We start from the raw sequence: 17,123 nt of genomic DNA, 5'->3' as shown, positions 1-17,123 counted from the left end.
GGACACGCTCCCGGGGTGGTCGCCGTGGCGACCACCCCGGGAGCGGACGGGCTCAGGCGCTGGGGCAGGTGTTGCGGTACTCCTCGATCGCCGACCCGCTCGGGCCGGGGCAGAGGAACTGCTCGTAGCGGGTGTCGTCGTCGACGAACCGCTTCAGCCAGGCCACCATCTGCTTCGCCGTCGGCGTGTTCACCGTCTGCGGGAAGAAGTGGCTCGCGCCGTCCAGCTCCAGGTACGCCTTCTCGGAGGAGGACGGGATGCTGTTGTAGAACGGGATCGAGTGGGTCGCCACCGGCGCCACACTGTCGGTCTCGCCGCCGATGATGAGCGTCGGCACCCGTACGTCGGACCAGGTCTTGTCCAGGTTCCACGGTGCGAGCGGGACGGCGGCCTGCAACGACGGCCGGGCCGCCGCGGCCTCCAGGCTGCCGCCGCCACCCATCGAGTGCCCGGCCACGGCGAGCCGGGAGGTGTCGATCCGGCCGCGCACCGAGCTGCGCTGGGTCAGGTAGTCCAGCGCGGCCAGGAGCTGGCGTCCCCGGCTGTCCGGCTGGTCCAGCCGGGTGATGGTCTCGATGCCGATCACCACGAAGCCGTGCGAGGCGATCCGTGGCCCGAGCCAGCTCAGGCTCGACCAGGAGGCGGTGTAGCCGGGCGAGATGGCGACCGCGCCGAAGGTGCCCTCGGCGGTGCTGGTCGGGTAGTAGATGACGCCGCCGCCGAAGCCGGTCACGCTCAGCGAGGAGACGTTTGTCGACGAGGTGGCGAACGGGCCGCGGCTGGCCTCCAGGATGGCGTTAGTGGGCGCCGGGCCGCGCTCGTAGGGGCTGGCGGCGCTCGCCGCGGCCGGCACGGCGAGGGCGCCGCCGGTGGCGAGCAGTGCCGCCACGGCGAGACGGGCGAGGGCACGGACGGGGGTACGGGAACGGATGGTGGTGGGCACGTCGGTCACTCCTTGCGCCGGAATTACATCGACATGCGTCAGCATCCGCGCCCTGTCGACCCGCGCGCATCGGCGAAATCACCGGTCCCCCGGCACCGGACGGTGACCCGGCCGTGACACGCACGGCGGACGACTGCCCGCTCCGGCTGTCACTCGGTGAACTCGCAGAAGGACAGCACCCTGTCGAACCGCCGGGCGGCGAGGTCCTCGTGGCGGATCAGGAACCGCGCGTTGACGTACTCCTCGTCCGGCACGCCGAACTGGGCCAGCGGCACCCATTCGCGCATCACCCGCTGCTGTTCCTCGTACCGGGCCACCATCCGCTCCGCGCGGGGCAGAGACCTCGCCTGCTGAACCCGCTCCGGGTCCATCATGATCGACTCGGGCGGGTCCTGCGCCGAGATGGTGTAGCCGCCGACGAAGACGTCCTCCGCCAGCCACCAGTTCCGCTCGGGCCAGAGCTGCTCGACCAGCGCTTTCATCTCCTTGCGGTGCGGCATGTCGCGCAGGAGCTGGATCTGGGTGTCACACAGCCACTCCTCCGAACGGTCGAGCCAGTCCGGCAGCTCCGCCTGGAGCCCCGCGTACATCTCGTGCTCGGGGGCGAGGAACGGTTCCATCTCGGTGTCGGCGGGCACGACGTACTCACCGTCCACCGTCTCGGCACCGGCCGGAACGTACACGACCCGCGCGAACTCCTGCTCGGGCTCGGTGCCGCAGGCGTCCAGTGCGCTCTCCTGGTCGAGGAAGAACAGCAGCGTGCCGTCGGCCGGCAGGGCGAGGTCGGGAACCCGGGGCAGCGCCGCGCAGTCGAGCCGGAGCAGGAACGGCAACGGGAAACCCTCCGAGCACGTGGGCCACGGCATGCCCACCGGCAGCCGCGGCCGCCCGCCCCGCCGCCCGACGTGCACACCCTCCTCGCGCTGGCAGGCGTGGATCTGGAACCGGATCAGCTCCGCGAAGCGGGCCACCTCGTCCTCGGGCACACCCCGCTCGATCGCCGCCCGCCGGAATTGATCTCTCTCGTTCATGATCGAGGAGAGTAGCCGCACCGTCCGACATGGAGTGTGCCCGGCGCGGGCGGAATCAGGGCCCGGCGCGCGGCCGCGCCGCAGGTGACCAGGTCACGTCGTAGCGCCGGCCGGCCACCGCCTCGGCGAACGCGGTCGCCGCCGCCGGCGAGCCGGCGATGCGCCAGTCCTTCTCCTTGTCCACCTCGAACCAGATCAGCCCGATCAGGTTCGGATAGCGGGGCAGGGCGCGGAACGTGTCCCGGATCCACCGGGCCTTGTGCCCGGCCGCGTCGGCGGCGCCGGTCTCGGTGACCACGAGCGGCTTGCCGGTGACCTTGCGGATCTCGGCGATCGTCGGGCCGAAGATCTGGTCGAACGACCAGTACGTCTTGGTGAACGCGCCGCTGCCGTAGTAGCCGGTGACACCGACCCAGTCGACGTACCCGTCGCCCGGGTAGAGGCCGGTGAGCCCCGCTGTGGTCTTGTCCCAGCGGGCGTTCGGGCTCCACACCCAGGTGACGTTCGTGGCGCCGGCCTCGGCGAAGACGTCGTGCACGTGCCGCCAGGCCCGGACGTAGTCGCCGGGGCGGTTGCCGTTGGCCCGCTCGCACCAGGGGTACCAGTCACCGTTCATCTCGTGCGCGAAGCGGATCGCCACCGGATAGCCCAGCGACCGGACGCCGTCGGCCCAGGAGCGCAGGTACGCGTCGAAGTCGCCGCGCGCGACGCGGGCCAGCCGGTAGTCCGGCTGGGTGGCGCGGAGCCGGTCGATCTGCCTGTCGGTCAGGGCGGTACGACGGGCCGCCCGGTCGACCGTGTGGTCCCACGGTTCCCAGCCGAGCATCGGCATCATGCCCCGCTCGGCGATCCGGTCGAACAGGCTGCGGTCGAACGCGGCCGACGCCCAGTCCGCGCCGAAGAGCATCACCTGCGGCGACCGCCCGGCCGCCTCGGCGAACCGGTCCACCGGCGCGAAGTCGTACGGTCCCTTGTCGGTCATCACCCCGAAGAACGCCTGCCCGGCCGGGGGGAACGGGCCGCCGCGCGGGCTCGGCACGACCGCCGCCGGCACATCGGTGCTGGCCTGCGGCGTCGCCGGGGCGGGCCGTCGCGCCGCGACGTCCGTGCCCGGGTCGCGCCAGGCGCCGGGCGCCACCACGAAGGCGTACGCGAGCAGCAGCAACCCGCCCAGCGCCAGGCCCACCCGGGGCAGCGTCGGCCTCAGCACGGCACACCACCCTCGGCCACGGTCCGGGGCACCACCTGGGGTTCCCGGGCCACGTCGGCGGCCCGGACCCGGCGGGCCCGCATACTCTCCGCCCAGGAGATCAGGGGTGGGGCGAGCCCGGTCAGCAGCGTCAGCGCCGGCCAGACCCGCAGCAGCGGGTAGTCGTGACCCAGCGCGAAGCTCGCCGCGAGCAGTCCGGCGGCGGCGAGCGCCCAGCACAGGTGCAGCCGGAACGTGCGCGCCGACTCCACTGTGCGCAGCGCGCCCTTGGCGGTGACCACGAAGCCGAGCTTGCGGCGCAGCAGGGCGCCCACCGCGGCGGCCACGTAGACCGGTCCAGCGAACAGTGCGAGCGCCATGCCGGCCATGCCCACCTCCTCCCGCTCGTGCGGGGCGATGTTGAAGCGGCGCAGCCACAGCCAGAGCAGGAACCAGGTGCCGATGGTGGAACCCCACAGCGTCGCCCAGACCTGCGGGTCGAGCCGGCCCGCGTCGACGCCGGTGAGCAGGTAGAGCGCGGTGGCGGCGTTGCCGAGCAGCAGGCTCACCGCCACGCTCGGGTAGTAGAACTGGAGCAGCCGGTACTGCCAGCGGCGGCGCGACGGCAGGTCGCGCGGCGTGCGCATCTCGCGCCGGAGCAGGATCTCGCAGATCCCGGCCGCCCAGCGCTTCTGCTGGTTGAAGTAGTCCGCCCAGGAGGTCGGTCCCTCGCCGAGCGCCACCACGTCCGGGGTGTAGACGCCCTTCCACCGGTTGCCGGTGGCCGGGTTGACGGCGGCGTGCACGCGGATGCTGGTGAGGTGGTCCTCGATGATCGAGTCCTGGTAGCCGCCGACGGTCCGCCAGGCCGCCGGGCGGTAGAGGTGCCCGGTGCCGGTCAGCAGCGGCGCGTCCAGGCCGTTGCCGCCCCGGGCGATCAGCCCGTTGTAGAGGTACTGCTGCACGGAGGCGCCGTGGGCGACGAAGTTCTGGTGCATGTTGCCGTACACCTGGGGGGTCACCACGAACGCGACGTCCGGGTCGCGGAAGTAGCCGAGCGTGCGTTCCAGGAAGTTCGGCAGTGGCACGTGGTCGGGGTCGACGTTCGCGACGACGTCGTAGCGGTGCTCGTGCTCGGCCCGCCAGGCGTTGTGGTTGCCGGACTTGGTCCGGGCCCGGAACTCGCCGCCGGGCCGGTTGTACTCGGGCCGGCCCTTGCGGGTGAAGTGGCGTACGCCCAGCCGCGCGGCCATCGCCCGGACCGCCGGGTCGTCGCCCTCGTCGAGGATCCACACGTCGACGTGCCCGCAGTAGACGATCTCCCGGAGCCGGCGCAGCGTCCGCTCGGCGACCTCGATCGGCTCCTTGCTCGGCACGATCGTGGTGAGCAGGGCGACCCGCAGGCCGACCGGCGGGTCGACCGGCACCGGGTCCCGGGCGTGGAAGGCGAACACCCAGACCACCACGTTCTGCGCGAGGCGGATCAGCTCGATGCCGACGACGACGCAGAACGCGAGCCGGGCGGCGGCCGTCTGCCAGCCGCCGAGCCCGACGACGCCCGGGCCGGGCACGTGCCGGGGCAGCAGCAGCCAACCGACGAAGATCAGGCCGGCGGCGCTGTTGACAAGCACCAGCACGGTCAGCACCAGCCGCGCGGCTACCGAGGCGGTGGGGCGGAACTCGACCGCCGCGTCGGGGCGGCGGGGCGGGCGCAGCGGCCCGGCGGTGGCGCCGCAGCGCGCGTACGCCACGCGAGCGTCGACGTTGCGCTGCCGGCGGTCCGGGTCGGCGGGCGCCCCGGGCAGGGCGGGCGCGGTCGGGCGGGCGCCCGGCGTCCCGGCCGTCGTGGCGCGGGACGGGCGTGTATCGGCGGCGACGGCCACGTTTCCCCCATGGTCTGCATCCGGCTCAGGAGCCGACCGAACGCTAACCCGACAATCAACCGCAAAAGAGGCGAATCAGGCAGACATCGCCCGTTCGTCGACAGTCACGACGGGAGCTGCGCCGCCACCGCGAGCAGCGCGACGAGCGCCGGCACGGCGAGGGTGCCGGCGGCCCGCGCCCGGGACAGGGCGACACCGGCGAGCACCGCCCAGGCCGGCACCGTGAACAGCAGGTTCACCGCCGACCAGACCGGCACGACCTGCGCCAGCGCCAGCAGGCCGAGCGCCGGCACCAGCGCCCAGGCGGTGCAGGCCGCCGCCGCGTACCGCAACGGCAGACTGAACAGGGCCAGCCCGGCCAGCACGCCACCGAGCGCGGCGACGCCGAACAGATCCCCGGGCGTGGCCGCCAGCACGGCGGCACCGGGTCGCACGCCGGACGCCAGGTGCCCGCCGGCGCGCAGGCCGACGGCGAGCAGCGCGGCGACCGGGAGCAGCCCGGCGGCCACGGCGGCCAGCCAGCGGACGGCGGCACGACGGCGGAACGCCAGCACCACCCAGCCGTGCCCGGCGAGCAGCAGCAGCGCCACCGGCTGGCACAGGCCCAGCAGCAGCACCGCGCCCGCGTAGGGCACCAGCCGCCGCGGGCGCGGCCGGTCGAGCGCGGGCAGCAGCAGCCAGGTGGCGAGCACGGCGGCGAGGACCGCCAGAGCGTACGGCTGCGCCTCCCGCGCGTACCGGATCGAGGTCGGCAGCACCGCGAAGAACACCCCGGCCGGCCGGCCGGCGGCGGGGGTGGCGATCCGGGCGGCGAGCGCGCCGACGAGCGCCGCGGCGCCGGCCATGGCCAGCAGCGACGGTACGCGCAGCGCGAGGTCCGCCACTCCGGCCAGCTCCGCCCAGCCGCGCATGAGCAGGTGGTACGGCGCGAGTGCGACATCGTCACCGGTCAGCGCGGCGCCGACGCCCGGCCGGGGCGACGTGACCGCGCTCCGGGTGACCAGTTCTCCGGCGCTCGGTCCCGACGCGGTGATCCGGACGGCGCCGAGCGCGCCCATCAGCGCCGCCGGCACCAGCCACGCCGCGATGCGCCACCACGCCTGCGCGGCGGTGGCGGACCGGGGGGTGGCCCGGCGCGGCCGGTCCTCGCCCCACGGGTCCTCGACCGGGGCGTCCCCGAGCCGGGGCAGGACCATGGTGTCCGCGTCCATCATCGTGACTCACGCATCCCTGTGGGTGCCGGCGACCGGGGCCCAGCCGGCCGGACGGCGGGACGCGGCCCGCGGATGGCGGGCGGCGCCGGACGTCCCGGCTCACGGGCTGGGTGACATCCTGGAGCCTACTGAGTCGAAAACGACATAACGCCAATATGAGCTGAAAGAGCCCACCGGCCGCCCCGTGGACGACCGGCGGGCCCGGCTCAGCGGAGAGCGGTGGTCGTCCAGCGGGGCGAGTCGGCGGTGATCGCGGCGGTCTCGCCGGTCAGCGTCGTCCGCGCCTGAGCGTCGCGCCTGGCGCTCGTGCCGACCCAGACGTCCACCTCCCCGGGCTCGACCACGCGGCTGAGCGCGCGGTCGGTGAGCGCCAGCCGCGTGGTGGGCACGGTCAGCTCGACGGTGACCGAGGCGCCCGGCTCCAGGCGCACCCGCCGGTAGCCGAGCAGCTGCGCCACCGGCCGGGTCACCGAGGCGACCAGGTCGCGGCCGTAGAGCTGCACCACGTCGTCACCGGCGACCGGGCCGGTGTTCGTCACGCGCACCGACACCCGCAGTTCCCCGTCGGTCGGCACCTCGGCCGGCACGGTCAGGTCGGCGTACGCGAACGTGGTGTAGGACAGCCCGTGGCCGAACGGCGCCACCGGCGTCGCCGGCAGGTTGGTGCCGTTCATGCCCTCCCCCAGCTCGGGGTGCAGGTACGAGTACGGCTGCGCGCCGGCCGAGCCGGGCAGGCTGACCGGCAGCCGGCCGGACGGGTTGACCCGCCCGGAGAGCACGCCCGCGATCGCGCCGGCGCCCTCCTCGCCGGGGAAGAACGTCTGCACCACCGCCGCGCACCGGGTCAGCGCCCAGCCCAGCGCGTACGGGCGGCCGGTGAGCAGCACCAGCACGACGGGCGTTCCGGTGTCCAGCACCGCCTCGACCAGCTGGCGCTGCACACCGGGCAGCTCCAGGTCGTCCCGGTCGCACCCCTCGCCCACGGTGCCCCGGCCGAAGAGGCTGGCGTGGTCGCCGACCACGAGGACCGCCACGTCGGCGGCGGACGCGGCGGCGACCGCCTCGTCGAACCCGGACCGGTCCGCCGAGTCCACCTCGCAGCCGGCCGCGAAGGTGACCCGGTCGGCGCCCAGCTCGGCGCGGACCGCCTCCAGCACGGTCGGCACCTCGAAGCCGGTCTCCACGCCCGGGTGGTGGGCCAGCACGTGGTTGAGGAACGAGTAGCAGCCGAACAACGCGCCCTGCCGGTCGGCGTTCGGGCCGACGACCGCCACCCGGCGGCCCGCCGGCAGCGGGAGCACCCCCTCGTTGGCGACCAGGACGACGGACTCCTCGGCGAGCCGACGCGCGATCGCCCGGTGCTCCGGCGAGTCGAGGTCGATCGCGCCCGGCGGCTCGTCGTCGAACGTCGCGTCGAGCAGCCCGAGTTCCTGCTTCTGCCGCAGCACGCGCAGCACCGCCCGGTCGACCAGCGCCTCGTCCAGCTTGCCGGCCCGCACCGTCTCGGTCAGGGTCAGGTAGGCGTCGCCGGTGGGCAGCTCGATGTCGACGCCCGCGCTCAGCGCCTGCACCGCGGCCTCGGCGTTGTCGGCCGCGACGTGGTGCAGCAGGTTGAGGAACGCGACGCCGTAGTAGTCGGCCACCACCGTCCCGTCGAAGCCCCACCGGTCCCGCAGCAGGTCGGTGAGCATCGTCGGATCGGCGGCGACCGGCACGCCGTCGACCTCCGCGTACGAGTGCATGACGCTGCGCGCGTCGCCGTCCCGGATCGCCATCTCGAACGGCGGCAGCAGCACGTCGGCGAGTTCCCGGGGGCCGGCGTGCACCGGGCCGAAGTTGCGCCCGGCCCGTGAGGCGGAGTAGCCGGCGAAGTGCTTCAGCGTGGCGAGCACGCCCTGCGACTGGAGTCCCCGCACGTACGAGGTGCCGATGGTGCCGACGAGGTAGGGGTCCTCGGCGATGCACTCGTCGACCCGGCCCCACCGCGGATCCCGGATCACGTCCAGCACCGGGGACAGGCCCTGGTGGATGCCGAGCGCGCGCATCGAGGCCCCGATCGCCGACGCCATCTCGGCGACCAGGTCCGGGTCGAACGCGGCACCCCAGGCCAGCGGCGTCGGGAAGGTGGCCGCCTTCCACGCCGACAGGCCGGTCAGGCACTCCTCGTGCACGATCGCCGGGATGCCCAGCCGGGTGCCGGTCACCAGGTCCCGCTGGAACTTCCACAGCCAGGCCGCGCGGGCCGCGGCGTCGACCGGGCGGGTGCCGTAGGGGCGGGTGAGGTGACCCAGCCCGTGCCGGGAGAAGTCGTCGAGCCGGCCGGTGTCGGCGAACTCGCCCTGCAGGGGCGCGACCGCCTCGCCGTCCTCCTTCTCCCAGAACCCGACGAGCTGCGCGATCTTCTCCTCGATCGTCATGCGAGCGAGCAGTTCCCGTACGCGCGTCTCGGCGTCGTGCCCGTCCGGCCGGTCGTGGTCCGGAACCGCCTGAGCCGGCGCCGGCCCGTCCACCACCGCATGGACCTCTGTCATGGTGTGCCTTTCCACTGGTTGTGCTGGTACCGCTGCCGCTCAGCCCTTGACCGCGCCCTGGAGGCCGCCCACGATCTGCTTCTCCGCGAGGGTGAAGAACAGCAGCGCCGGCAACATCGCCAGCGAGGTGAAGGCGAGGACGCCCGCGGTGTCGGTGGTGTACTGGCTGGAGAAGTTCTGCACCCCCAGCGGCAGGGTGTGCAGGTTGACGTCCCCGAGGACGAGCAGCGGCAGCAGGAACGCGTTCCAGCTCGCCACGAACGCGAGGATGCCGACGGTGACGACCGCGGGCCGCGACAGCGGCAGCACGATCCGCCAGAGGAAGCCGAGCCGGCCGGCGCCGTCGATGGCGGCCGCGTCCTCCAGCTCCCGCGGGATGGCCGACAGGAACGGCCGCAGGATGACGATCGTCAGCGGCAACGAGAAGGCCACCTGCGGAAGGATCACCGCGTAGTAGGAGTTGATCAGGTTGAGGTCGCGCAGCATGAGGTACAGCGGCAGGATCGCCGCGCCGGCCGGGAACAGCAGGCCGAGGGTGAAGAAGGTGTAGAGCCCTTCGCGGCCCCGGAACGTGTACCGGGCGAGTACGAACGCGGCGGCCATGCCGAGCACCACCACACCGAGCGTGGTGCCCAGCGCCACCACAGCGCTGTTGAACGCCTGCTTCCAGAAGCCGCTCTGCGTCAGCACCCGGTAGTAGTTGTCGAAGACCCACGGGTCCGGCAGGCCGGCCGGGTCGTTCACGATCTGCGGCGTGGTCCGGAAGCCGCCGACGATGACGTACACGACGGGTGCGATCGACACGGCCGCGACCGCGAGCGCCAGCGCGTACGTCAGCGGCGTGCTCCACTGCACCGGCCGGCGCCCGGCCGAGGGGGCGGGTACGGAGTTCACGGCCACTGTCACTTCCCCTTCCGGGTGATGGCGCCCTCGATGTCCCGGCGGAGCAGGAAACGCTGGAACAGCAGCGCCGCGACGAACGAGATGACGAACAGGATCACGGCGACCGCGTTGCCGTAGCCCCAGAGCCGGGCGAAGAAGCCGTTGTCCACCATGTACGTGGCCATGGTGGCCGAGGCGCCGAGGGAGCGCACCGCGGGCACTGAGGTCACCCAGATCATGTCGAAGACCTGCAACGAGCCGATCATCGACAGGAACATCCAGATCCGGATGGTGGGGCCGAGCAGCGGCAGCGTGACGTGCCGCTGGATCTGCCACCAGCTCGCGCCGTCGATCTCCGCCGCCTCGTTGAGTTCCTGCGGCACGTTCGACAGGCCGGCGAGCAGCAGGATGATGGCGAAGCCGACGTACTTCCAGGTGAGGACGAACAGCAGGGTCCAGATCACCACGTCCAGGTCGGCCAGCCACGCCTGCACCAGGCCGCCCATCCCGATCGACTGCAGCAGCGCGTCGAGCGTGCCGTTCTCGGTCAGGATCAGCTTCCACATGATGCCGACGGTGACCTCGGCCAGCACGTACGGCACGAACACCAGCAGGCGGAAGACCGAGCGCCCGCGGAAGCGGCGGTTGAGCAGCAGGGCGATGCCCAGCGCCACGGGCCCCTGGATGAGCAGCGACCCGAACACGATGATCGCGTTGTTGCGCAGCGCGTCGAGGAAGATCGGATCCTGGAAGGCGAGCGTGTAGTTGCGGAAGCCGACGTACTCGGTCGGCGGGCCGACCCCCCGCCAGCGGAACAGGCTGTAGTAGAACGCGAAGCCCATCGGCACCAGCACGAACATCACGTAGATGACGATCGCGGGTGTGGTCAGCCCGATGATCTCGTACCACTTGCGACGGGTCTCGGCGCGGCGGGAGGCGGCCCGTGCGCCGGGCCGGAGGCCCGCCGGCGGCGCTTGCGCGCCGACGGCGGGCGTACGGGTCTGCGATGCGGACGTCACTTGCTTGCGGCCGCCTTCATGGCCGAGACCACCTTCTCAGGTGTCCCGTTGCCGGCGAAGATCGCGACGACCGCGTCGTTCATCGCGGTGCCGACGGTGCTGCCGAACGCCGTGTCCAGCCAGAGCTGGACGTAGGTGGCGTCGGCGGTGGCCTGGAGGATCGACTTCAGCGCCGGATCGGTCACGCTGTCGGCGGCGCCCTTGACCACGGGCAGGGAGGTGCCGGTGGCGGCGTAGCCCTTCTGCACCTCGGGGCTGAGGATGTACTTGAGGAACTCGACGCACTCGGCCGGGGCGTTCTTGGAGCAGGCGAACCCGTCACCGCCGCCGAGTGCCGCCTTCGGGTCACCGGCGGAACCGGCGATCGCCGGCATCGGGAACCAGCCGAGGAACTTGCCCAGGGCCTCCTTGTCGGTGGCCACGGTGTCCAGCGTGCCGCGGTTCCAGTCACCCATCAGCTCCATCGCCGCCTTGCCGTTGGCGAGCAGGCCGTTGGCGCTGGTCGGGTCGTTCTGACCCGGCGTGGCGATGAAGTTGTTCTGGAACGGCTTGGTGTCGATGAAGGCCTTGAGGTCCTGGCCGGCCTTGACGAAGCACTGGTCGTCGAAGACGCGGTCCTTGGTGGCCTTCTTCAGCGTGTCGACCGAGCAGGCCCGCAGCGCGAAGTTGTACCACCAGTGCGCGGCCGGCCACTTGTCGCCCGCGCCGAGCGCGATCGGGATGACGTTGATGGCCTTGAGCTTGGTGACCGCGGTGTTCAGCTCGTCCATGCTGGTCGGCGGCGCCGTGATGCCCGCCCTCGCGAACATGTCCTTGTTGTACCAGATGCCCTCGACGCCCATCCGGTACGGCAGGCCGTACTGCTTGCCGTCCACCTGCCAGATCTGCGCGGCGTTGCCGATCTCGGCGACCTCGCTCTTCACCTGGTCGGTGATGTCCTTGAGGTAGTCGGCCTCGACCTGCTCGCGCATCTCGCCGCCGCCCCAGGCCTGGAAGATGTCCGGCGGGTCGTTGCTCAGCAGCGCGGCGGGGAGCCGGGTGCGCTGGAGCTGGTTCGTCTCGATCGCCTCGATCTCGATCTTGACGGTCGGGTGGGCCGCGGAGAAGTCCTTGGCGACCTTCTCCCAGTAGGTCTTGCCGGGGCCGTCCTGCGAGGCGTTGTGCCACCAGGTCAGTGTCACCGGGTTCTTGTACAGCTCGCTCTCGGCGGCCTTCTCGTCCTCGCCACCACCACTGCACGCGGAGGCCAGCAGAGCGCTTGTCACAAACAGTGCCAGGACGGCACCAGCACGGCGCTTCATCGCCATAGATGTCTCCTCGACCACTCAGTCGGGTTACCTGCCGGGGAGTTTTACAGGGCCGTAACGTGAAGTCAATCGGTATCGATAACGTTTTCGACATCGTCTTCGATAGACCGGGAAGGGCCCTCTATCATCGTCGGCGTGGTGTTCCAGGAGCGCGTCAAGATGTCGGACGTGGCACGTACGGCCGGTGTCTCGGTGGCAACCGTATCCAAGGTTGTCAATGGGCGGTACGGCGTCGCGCAGGCCACCGTCGAACGCGTCCAGCAGGTCATCCACGAGCTGGGGTACGAGGCCAGCCTGGGCGCGCAGAGCCTGCGCAGCCACCGCACGAACGTGCTGGGCATCCTGGTCGCCGAGTTCGAGCCGTTCTCCACCGAGCTGCTCAAGGGCGCGTCCCGGGAGGTCGCCGGCAGCGGGTACCAACTGCTCGCCTACTCCAGCGGGGACGGCGAGGGCGCGGCGATCGGATGGGAGCGGCGCTCGCTGGCCCGGCTCTCCGGCACGCTGATCGACGGCGCGGTGATCGTGACGCCGACGGTGGTCGAGACCAAGCACGGCTTCCACGTGGTGGCAGTCGACCCGCACACCGGCCCGTCCGGCCTGCCCACCGTCGACTCCGACAACTTCGCCGGCGCGATGCTGGCCACCGACTACCTGCTGTCTCTGGGGCACCGGCGGATCGCGCACATCAGCGGCCGGCCCGACCTGGAGTCGGCCCGGCTGCGGGAGGCCGGGTTCCGCAAGGCGATGACCGACGCGGGCGTGCCGGTCGACGAGCGGCTCGTGCGAGTGGGCGGGTTCCGCACCGAGACCGCCGCCAGCACCGCCGCCGAGCTGCTCGCCCTCCCCGACCGGCCGACCGCGATCTTCGCCGGCAACGACCTCTCGGCCATCTCCACACTGGACGTCGCCGGCGGCCTCGGCCTGCGCGTGCCGGACGACCTGTCGGTCATCGGCTTCGACAACATCCCGGAGTCGGCACTTGTCGACCCGCCCCTCACCACGATCCGGCAGCCGCTGCAACGCATGGGCGCCGAGTCGCTGCGCCTGCTGATCGACCTCATCGCCGGCGTCGAGCGGGACACCCACATCCAGCTCCCGACCGAGCTGGTCATCCGGGCCTCCTGCCGCCCGCTGCGCTGACCCGCCACCGCACCCTCCGCCTCACCCGCAGGGCCCAGGTGATTGACGGACGGCTATCGGCGTCCGTAATGTTTCGGGCTACTTCCGGAAGGAAGACCGGAAGTTTCGGAAGCCGCTTCGTCCACCCGGGCGCCCGCCGATCCGTTCCACGGCGCGGCGTCCCCGGCACCGTCACCGCCGGCCCCGGCCGCGCGCACCCTCCCGAGAGGAACGACATGAAGCTGAGACGCTGGCTCGCCGCCGGCACCGTCGCCGTCGCGACCGCCACCGCCCTCAACGTCGTACCCGCGACAGCCGGACGACCGTACGATCCGACCGCGCAGAGCCTGCGTGACCTGGCCAAGCGCCACGGCCTGTACGTGGGCACCGCAGTGGACATGGACACCCTCAACAACGCCGCCGAGCCGCGCTACCGCGAGCTGGCCGCGTCCGAGTTCTCCACAGTCACCGCCGAGAACGTGATGAAGTGGGAGAGCCTCGAACCCACCCGGGGCACCTACAACTGGGGTCCGGCCGACGAACTGGTCGAGTTCGCCCGCAAGAACAACCAGCGGGTCCGGGGCCACGTGCTGGTCTGGCACAACCAGTTGCCCGCGTGGCTGACCAGCGGCGTCGCGGACGGTTCGATCAGCAAGGCCGAGCTGCGCCAGATCCTGCGCGACCACATCACCGCCGTGGTCACCCACTTCAAGGGCAAGATCTGGCAGTGGGACGTGGTGAACGAGGCGGTCAGCGACCCCTGGGACACCCCGTCCACCCTGCACTACAAGGGGTTCTGGGCGCAGAACCTCGGCCCCGGCTACATCGCCGACGCGTTCCGCTGGGCCCGCGCCGCCGACCCGAAGGCGCTGCTGTTCTACAACGACTACAACATCGAGGCGTTCGGCTCCGGGAACCCGGCCGACGACAAGACGCAGTTCGTCTACGACATGGCCCGTGACCTGCGGGCCAAGGGCGTGCCGATCGACGGCGTGGGCGCACAGGGCCACCTGGGCACCCAGTACGGCAACTTCAGCACGCTCCAGGTGGCCGCGGCCCTGCGCAAGTTCGCCGGGCTCGGGCTGGCCACGGCCCTCACCGAGGTGGACGTGCGCAGCCAGATCACCGAGGGGGTGGAGGCGGGCGACTCCGCCGAGATCAATCCGAGGTTGCAGGCGTCGGCGGCGAACTTCAGCGTGCTGATGCAGGCATGCCTGGCCGAGCGGCACTGCCTGTCGTTCACCCTCTGGGGATTCACCGACAAGCACTCCTGGGTGCCCGGCGCGTTCTCCGACCCGCCGGAGGGCCTGGCCACCGTGTACGACGAGAACTACCAGCCGAAGCGCGCGTACCACGAACTGAAGGCCGACCTGATCTTCTCGGGTCCGCCCTACGTGCTGCCGCGCATCCCGCAGCACCCGCGCCGCTAGGCGACCGGCGCACCACGGCGGGGCCGGTCCGGTGACCGGTCCCGCCGCCGGTGTCCGGCCCGGTGCCCGCTCACGCCGCCCGGCGGCGGCCCAGTTCCGACTCCAGCCGCCCGATGAGCGTCTTGCGGGCCTTGCCGCCGCGTTCGCGGCGCAGCGCCGCACCGAGCTGCCGGGTGTCGAGGTCGCCCATGAGCTTGACCGCCTCGGTCACCGGCAACTCGGTGATCCGCTCGGCGGCGGTGGCGTCCCGGCGGGCCCGCTTCGCCGGGGCGGTGTTCGGCACGTACTGCCGGCCCGAGCGCGACGCGCGGCGCTTGCGGGTGTCGGTGGCCCGCCGGTCCGCCTCCGACAGCTCCTCCCACGCCTGTTTGGGCAGGTAACGGCGGGTCTCGCCACCGTTGCGGGCACGCGTGTCACCGCTGCGGGTCTGCCACTGCTCGCCGCCCCAGCGTCGCAGCGAGCGCTGCCGTGCGTCCTTCGGGCCCTCGAATCCCCCGCCCGCCTTCTTGTACTCGTTCGTCAGCAGCTGCGACTTGCGGGCCGACCACTGCCCCGGCCGGCCGCCCTTGTCGGAGGCGCGGATCTCGGCCTTGAGGCGTTCGCGCAGTTCCGGCTCGGTGTACTTCGCCATGACGCAGCGTTACCCGGACCGGCAGCGGCCATGCCGGTCAGCCGGACGCCGGCCGGTAGACCAGGTCCATCGTGTCGGTGCGGCCGGACCAGTCCAGCCGCAGCCGCCAGCATCCGGCGGCCGGCAGGTCGACGATGGACGGGCCGGGCCCGCCCTCCACCTCCCGGACGACAGGGGTGCCGGTACCGTCCCGCGTCGCGGTGATCACCAGGGGGGTGCGCGGCGCCGGTTCGGACCGGCCGGGCTCCGGGCGGGCCACCCAGAGGATCTTGTTGTTGGCGCCGTCGCCGCGCGCGTGCACCAGCGGGTACGCGAACAGGATCGCCACGATGCCGCCCCGGGCGCCGAAGACGTGCCGCACCCGGGTGTCGCCGGTGAACCCGGCGTCCGCCCAGTCCGGCAGCCGGCCGGTCTCCAGCCGCTCGGCGCAGGCCGCCGGCTCGGCTGGCTCGGTGGCGGCGGCTGACTCGGTGGCCGGGACCGGTGCCGGGCCGGCGCAACCGGCCAACAGCAGGACCGGCACCAGCAGGACTCTTCTCGGAACGGACATCAGGGCCTCCCCCGTCGACGACTCTCGTCCTCACGACACCGCCGGGCGCCCCGAGGTTCCCGCCGCGCTCACTCCAGGGAGGACGCGACGTCCAGCGCCTGCTCGCGGGTCAGGTCCCCCTCCAGCCGGTAGCTCACCCCGGCCCGCTCCCAGATCAGCGTGGCGGCGGCCGACCGCGCGGTGGCCACCCGTTCCGTCCCCGACCGGTCCACGTACGCCAGCGCGTGCGGGCCACCGACCCAGATCGCGAACTCGCCGCCGACCTGGGTGAGCGTCACGTCCGCCCCGAGGGAACGCTTGTGGAACACGATGTCGAGCGAACCGTCGAACGCGTCCAGGCGTACCGTGCCGCCCCGGTAGAGCAGGCTGACGACCCGGTGGGCGCCGGCGCCGTCCGGATCGGCCACCAGCACGCGTTCCGGTGCGCCGAGGCGGGCCGGAACCAGGATCGGGAACCGGACCTGCCGTTGTGCCTCGGCGAGGGCGACCTGGTGCTGCGCGGGCAGCGGCGAGGGCGTGCCCGTCGGCGGCGGCGCGGGGGCGGTGTCGATGACGACCCCGGAGAACCGCAGCAGCCCGGTCACCGCGTCGGCGAGCGCGGCCCGCCCCGGCGGCAGCGCCGCCACGAGCAGCACGGCGAGCGCGGCGGCCAGCGCGTACCGCCACCGGCGGCGGGGCGCGGGCGCGTCGAGCCGGGCGCGGACCCCGGCGGTGAGATCCGGCGTCCGGGCCGGCTCCAGCCATCCGGTCAGCTCCCGCAGCTCCCGTTCCAGGTCATCCACGGTGCGCCACCTCCCGGTCCAGCAGGGCCCGCAGCTTCGCCAGCGCCCGGTGGGTCCGGGACTTCGCGGTGCCCCGGGGCACCCCCAGCACTGTCGCTGTCTCCTCCTCGCCGAGGTCGAGCAGGTATCGACAGACGATCACCTCGCGGTCCCGGACGGGCAGCCGCCGCAGCGCCCCCACCAGCGCCGTCCGGCGCTCGGCTGCCAGCACGGCGTCGAGCCCGTCGGGCACGGTGGCGCCGGCCGCGACCGGATCCGCCGTCGCGCGCAGCGTCAGCCCGTCGCGGCGGATACGCGTCCGGTGCAGGTTCCGGCTCTCGTTGGCGACGATCGCGAGCAGCCAGGACCGGAACGACGCCTCGCCCCGGTAGCGGGACAGTTTCCGGTACGCCTTCACGAACGCCTCCTGGACCACGTCCTCGGCGTCCGGCCCGGCGCCGAGCAGCACCGCCGTCCGGTACGCGGACGCGGTGTGCCGGGCGACCAGGGCGTCGTACGCCTCCCGGTCGCCGGCGCGTACGCGGGTGACGAGCTCGTCGTCGTCCAGGGCAGCCTCCGCCGTCGGTCCGTATCCATGACACCGCCCGGGGCGGCCGGGTTCCATCAGGCGTT

Annotated in this window: 15 protein-coding genes; 2 read left to right on the top strand and 13 right to left on the bottom strand. The window is 72.6% G+C overall.

Annotated elements, in window-relative coordinates; all coding sequences use genetic code 11:
• Nucleotides 1-52: 52 nt before the first annotated feature.
• From AB0D28_RS06875 to AB0D28_RS06835, 9 genes are all read right to left on the bottom strand, one after another.
• Entirely contained in the window at nt 53-943 is an 891-nt protein-coding gene (locus tag AB0D28_RS06875) for an alpha/beta hydrolase (protein WP_357383046.1), read from the bottom strand.
• A 149-nt stretch (nt 944-1,092) separates the two neighbouring features.
• Nucleotides 1,093-1,974 (bottom strand): YwqG family protein, encoded by an 882-nt coding sequence (locus AB0D28_RS06870; protein ID WP_357383044.1) that lies wholly within the window; start codon nt 1,972-1,974, stop codon nt 1,093-1,095.
• 55 nt (nt 1,975-2,029) lie between these two features.
• Nucleotides 2,030-3,184: a glycosyl hydrolase gene (locus AB0D28_RS06865; RefSeq protein ID WP_357383042.1), complete on the bottom strand. Its 1,155-nt coding sequence runs from the start codon at nt 3,182-3,184 to the stop codon at nt 2,030-2,032.
• A complete protein-coding gene (locus tag AB0D28_RS06860) occupies nt 3,178-5,046 on the bottom strand; it encodes a glycosyltransferase family 2 protein (protein ID WP_357383040.1) in 1,869 nt (622 codons plus the stop codon). Before AB0D28_RS06860 ends, AB0D28_RS06865 begins: the two co-directional genes overlap by 7 nt.
• A 104-nt stretch (nt 5,047-5,150) precedes the next feature.
• Nucleotides 5,151-6,260, bottom strand: a complete 1,110-nt coding sequence (locus tag AB0D28_RS06855) for a glycosyltransferase family 39 protein (protein ID WP_357383038.1) — start codon at nt 6,258-6,260, stop codon at nt 5,151-5,153.
• 206 nt (nt 6,261-6,466) lie between these two features.
• Entirely contained in the window at nt 6,467-8,791 is a 2,325-nt protein-coding gene (locus tag AB0D28_RS06850; protein ID WP_357383036.1) for a glycoside hydrolase family 3 N-terminal domain-containing protein, read from the bottom strand.
• 39 nt (nt 8,792-8,830) lie between these two features.
• Nucleotides 8,831-9,697, bottom strand: a complete 867-nt coding sequence (locus tag AB0D28_RS06845; protein ID WP_357383034.1) for a carbohydrate ABC transporter permease — start codon at nt 9,695-9,697, stop codon at nt 8,831-8,833.
• Nucleotides 9,694-10,692 carry a sugar ABC transporter permease gene (locus AB0D28_RS06840; protein ID WP_357383032.1) on the bottom strand — a complete coding sequence of 333 codons (999 nt, stop codon included), beginning with the start codon at nt 10,690-10,692 and terminating at the stop codon, nt 9,694-9,696. The genes AB0D28_RS06845 and AB0D28_RS06840 overlap by 4 nt, the downstream gene beginning before the upstream one ends.
• A complete protein-coding gene (locus AB0D28_RS06835; protein WP_357383030.1) occupies nt 10,689-11,999 on the bottom strand; it encodes an extracellular solute-binding protein in 1,311 nt (436 codons plus the stop codon). Before AB0D28_RS06835 ends, AB0D28_RS06840 begins: the two co-directional genes overlap by 4 nt.
• A 135-nt stretch (nt 12,000-12,134) precedes the next feature.
• Between AB0D28_RS06835 and AB0D28_RS06830 the strand changes: the two genes are divergently transcribed.
• Together AB0D28_RS06830 and AB0D28_RS06825 are read left to right on the top strand one after the other, a co-directional pair.
• Nucleotides 12,135-13,139 (top strand): LacI family DNA-binding transcriptional regulator, encoded by a 1,005-nt coding sequence (locus AB0D28_RS06830; protein ID WP_357383028.1) that lies wholly within the window; start codon nt 12,135-12,137, stop codon nt 13,137-13,139.
• 215 nt (nt 13,140-13,354) lie between these two features.
• The gene (locus AB0D28_RS06825) at nt 13,355-14,548 is read left to right on the top strand and encodes an endo-1,4-beta-xylanase (protein WP_357383026.1); all 1,194 of its coding nucleotides are present in this window, start codon (nt 13,355-13,357) and stop codon (nt 14,546-14,548) included.
• A gap of 70 nt (nt 14,549-14,618) precedes the next feature.
• On the opposite strand, the gene AB0D28_RS06820 is transcribed toward AB0D28_RS06825, so the two are convergent.
• The 4 genes from AB0D28_RS06820 to AB0D28_RS06805 form a co-directional block, all read right to left on the bottom strand.
• A complete protein-coding gene (locus AB0D28_RS06820) occupies nt 14,619-15,179 on the bottom strand; it encodes a hypothetical protein (protein WP_357383024.1) in 561 nt (186 codons plus the stop codon).
• A 37-nt stretch (nt 15,180-15,216) separates the two neighbouring features.
• Nucleotides 15,217-15,729, bottom strand: a complete 513-nt coding sequence (locus AB0D28_RS06815) for a hypothetical protein (protein WP_357383022.1) — start codon at nt 15,727-15,729, stop codon at nt 15,217-15,219.
• A gap of 68 nt (nt 15,730-15,797) precedes the next feature.
• Nucleotides 15,798-16,511, bottom strand: coding sequence for a hypothetical protein (locus AB0D28_RS06810; protein ID WP_357383020.1), 714 nt, complete (start codon nt 16,509-16,511; stop codon nt 15,798-15,800).
• Nucleotides 16,504-17,115 carry an RNA polymerase sigma factor gene (locus AB0D28_RS06805; RefSeq protein ID WP_357383018.1) on the bottom strand — a complete coding sequence of 204 codons (612 nt, stop codon included), beginning with the start codon at nt 17,113-17,115 and terminating at the stop codon, nt 16,504-16,506. The genes AB0D28_RS06810 and AB0D28_RS06805 overlap by 8 nt, the downstream gene beginning before the upstream one ends.
• Nucleotides 17,116-17,123: the final 8 nt, after the last annotated feature.

It is taken from the genome of Micromonospora sp. NPDC048169 (genome assembly GCF_040652815.1).
In the GTDB taxonomy this organism is placed as follows: Bacteria; Actinomycetota; Actinomycetes; order Mycobacteriales; family Micromonosporaceae; genus Micromonospora.
Note: the sequence above shows the minus strand (reverse complement) of the source record. Positions and strands in the feature narration are given on the sequence as shown.

What these genes read in the sequence shown, in the direction of transcription:
- AB0D28_RS06870 (WP_357383044.1), bottom strand. Translation starts at nt 1,974, where the DNA reads ATGAACGAGAGAGATCAATTCCGGCGGGCGGCGATCGAGCGGGGTGTG.
- AB0D28_RS06855 (WP_357383038.1), bottom strand. Translation starts at nt 6,260, where the DNA reads ATGATGGACGCGGACACCATGGTCCTGCCCCGGCTCGGGGACGCCCCG.
- AB0D28_RS06850 (WP_357383036.1), bottom strand. Translation starts at nt 8,791, where the DNA reads ATGACAGAGGTCCATGCGGTGGTGGACGGGCCGGCGCCGGCTCAGGCG.
- AB0D28_RS06835 (WP_357383030.1), bottom strand. Translation starts at nt 11,999, where the DNA reads ATGGCGATGAAGCGCCGTGCTGGTGCCGTCCTGGCACTGTTTGTGACA.
- AB0D28_RS06825 (WP_357383026.1), top strand. Translation starts at nt 13,355, where the DNA reads ATGAAGCTGAGACGCTGGCTCGCCGCCGGCACCGTCGCCGTCGCGACC.
- AB0D28_RS06820 (WP_357383024.1), bottom strand. Translation starts at nt 15,179, where the DNA reads ATGGCGAAGTACACCGAGCCGGAACTGCGCGAACGCCTCAAGGCCGAG.
- AB0D28_RS06815 (WP_357383022.1), bottom strand. Translation starts at nt 15,729, where the DNA reads ATGTCCGTTCCGAGAAGAGTCCTGCTGGTGCCGGTCCTGCTGTTGGCC.
- AB0D28_RS06805 (WP_357383018.1), bottom strand. Translation starts at nt 17,115, where the DNA reads ATGGAACCCGGCCGCCCCGGGCGGTGTCATGGATACGGACCGACGGCG.